Here is a 2,187-nt window from a genome sequence, read left to right on the forward strand (position 1 = left end):
GCTCTGGCTCGGCCAGAGTGGCAATTGCCCACTGCCATCCTAGTGCTTCGAAGAACCCGAGCGCCGGCGACATCGAGATGACGCGGCGCCTGAAGGAGGGCCTGGCGACGGTCGACATCGGTCTTTTGGACCACGTGCTGATCGCCGGCGATGAGGCCATCAGCTTCACCACCAAAGGCCTGTTGTGAGGGAGCTGACACCATGACCTGCGAACCCACCGCGTCGACGCCGACCCATACGATGATCAGGCTGCCTCCTGGTTTCCAGATCCTCGCCGACGGCCCGACAAGCCTCTGGGTCAACACCACGCTCGCCCTCTACCTTGAAATCTCCCTCGAGACAGGGAATGAGCGTCAATGGCGGTACACCCTTGAGGCGGCGGAATCACACCCGCGCCTGCCAGGGCGTTCAGAGCCACCGGCGACCACCCTGTGGTCCGACGCTCTTGCGGTGATCCTTGCCTACCAGTTCGCCCACGATCTGCGGACTAACCTGACAGACACCGCGTGGCGCGAAATGAGACGCAAAAACGTCGCGATCGCTCCGGGGTGCTGCGCCAGCCACGACTATCTCGACGCCAACATGGTCATGGATCCCGCCTTCACGCTCGTCGTGGGGAGACCACTCGACGCCAACAATGAAGACGACGCGGCGATCTGGAACGCAGCTTGGGAGTTCGCCACGCCGAACCTCCTTACCGAAGCCCCAGCCCGGGAGAGCAAACAATGAAGAAGCGTTTCTTGGTGGCCGATCTCCTCTGCGGCGCCGGCGGTTCTTCGACGGGGTGCAAGAGGGCGCTCGACGCCCTTGGCCTTGAGATGGACCTGGTCTGTGTCAACCACTGGGATGTCGCGATCGCGACCCACCAGGCCAATCACCCGACCGCCCGACATTTCGTCCAGGACATCGCGACGGTGCGTCCAAGCCACCTCGTGCCGGAGGGGTATCTAGACCTTCTGCTTGCAAGTCCTAGTTGTGTATACCACTCGCGCGCCAGAGCTGGTCGCCCAACCTCGGACCAACAGCGCAGTGATCCTTGGCACATCATCACCTGGCTTACCGAGCTTCAGGTGAAGCGTATCATCATCGAGAACGTCTGGGAATTCATCGACTGGGGCCCTGTCGACCCCGAAACCGGCAAGCCCGACCCAGATCGAAAAGGCGCCTACTTCACGGCCTGGCGAGAAGCCATCGAACGCCTTGGGTTCCAAACGGAGTTCTACCGCCTGAACGCTGCCGATTATGGGGCACACACCACCCGCGAGCGCTTTATCATGATCGGGCGCAGTGACAGCAAGCCGATCCGTTGGCCAGCCCGCACTCATGCCAAGAACCCTCACCCGATCAAAGAGCCGCATCTGCAACGGTGGAAGCCAGCCGCAGACATCATCGACTGGTCATTAAGGGGGGCCTCGATCTTCAACCGGAAGAAACCGCTCGCGCCCAAAACACTGTCGCGGATTTATATCGGCATTGTCCGCCATGGATGGCCGCAAGGCTGTGTCGATCGCCTGGTCGAGCACATGACGAGCCGCAACATACCCATCCCGGTCCTTGGCCCGCGTATGCGCGTAGCCTCTCCGGACATCCAGAGCCAAGCTCTTGTCCTGCCACAGCACGGTCAGAGCGCGTTGCGACCTGTCGATGCACCCCTGCCGACGATCACGACCGGCGGCGCTGGGGCCAAGACTCGTCCAGGCTGCGCGCGTCCTGCTGTGGTCGAACCGTTCATTCTGTCCCAGGGGGCCGGCGGCGCTGCGCGGCCGGTTTCGGAACCCACGCCGACCATTCCGGGCGGCGGGGCCCATGCGCTCGTCGCACCTTACTATGGCGATGGGTCTGGACTTAGCTGCACGTCGGCGGACGGGCCTTTACCGACCGTGACGACGAAAGCGCGTTTTGCCGTGGTGATGCCGGTCACCCAGGCCAGCGGCGGGGCGGCTGCCCGGGGCGTGGATCAACCCATCCCGACGATCACCGGGGCCAAGCGAGGCGAGTTCGCCCTCGTCATGCCGCTCACACACACCGACCGTTCGGATCGCACTCGCAATGCCCTTACGACGCCGGCACCGACGACGACAGGGGCCAACCGTGGCGAACTAGCGATTGTCACGGGCGAGGAAAGCGCTTTGAGGGTGTCCCCCGTCAGCGCCACTGGCACAGATTTGAGGTTGTGAGTTGAGGAGG

3 protein-coding genes are annotated in these 2,187 nt (G+C 63.2%); all 3 read left to right on the top strand.

Features of this window, described 5'->3' with window-relative positions:
- A partial coding sequence (locus AX690_RS22245) for a JAB domain-containing protein (protein WP_304439877.1) occupies positions 1 to 188 on the top strand: 188 nt, incomplete at its 5' end.
- A gap of 13 nt (positions 189 to 201) precedes the next feature.
- On the top strand, positions 202 to 729 hold the full coding sequence (locus tag AX690_RS10825) for a hypothetical protein (RefSeq protein ID WP_066730367.1): 528 nt from the start codon (positions 202 to 204) through the stop codon (positions 727 to 729).
- Positions 726 to 2,177: a DNA cytosine methyltransferase gene (locus tag AX690_RS10830; protein WP_066730368.1), complete on the top strand. Its 1,452-nt coding sequence runs from the start codon at positions 726 to 728 to the stop codon at positions 2,175 to 2,177. Before AX690_RS10825 ends, AX690_RS10830 begins: the two co-directional genes overlap by 4 nt.
- The last annotated feature ends 10 nt before the right edge of the window (positions 2,178 to 2,187 follow it).

It is taken from the genome of Caulobacter sp. CCH9-E1 (assembly GCF_001556515.1).
In the GTDB taxonomy this organism is placed as follows: domain Bacteria; phylum Pseudomonadota; class Alphaproteobacteria; order Caulobacterales; family Caulobacteraceae; genus Caulobacter.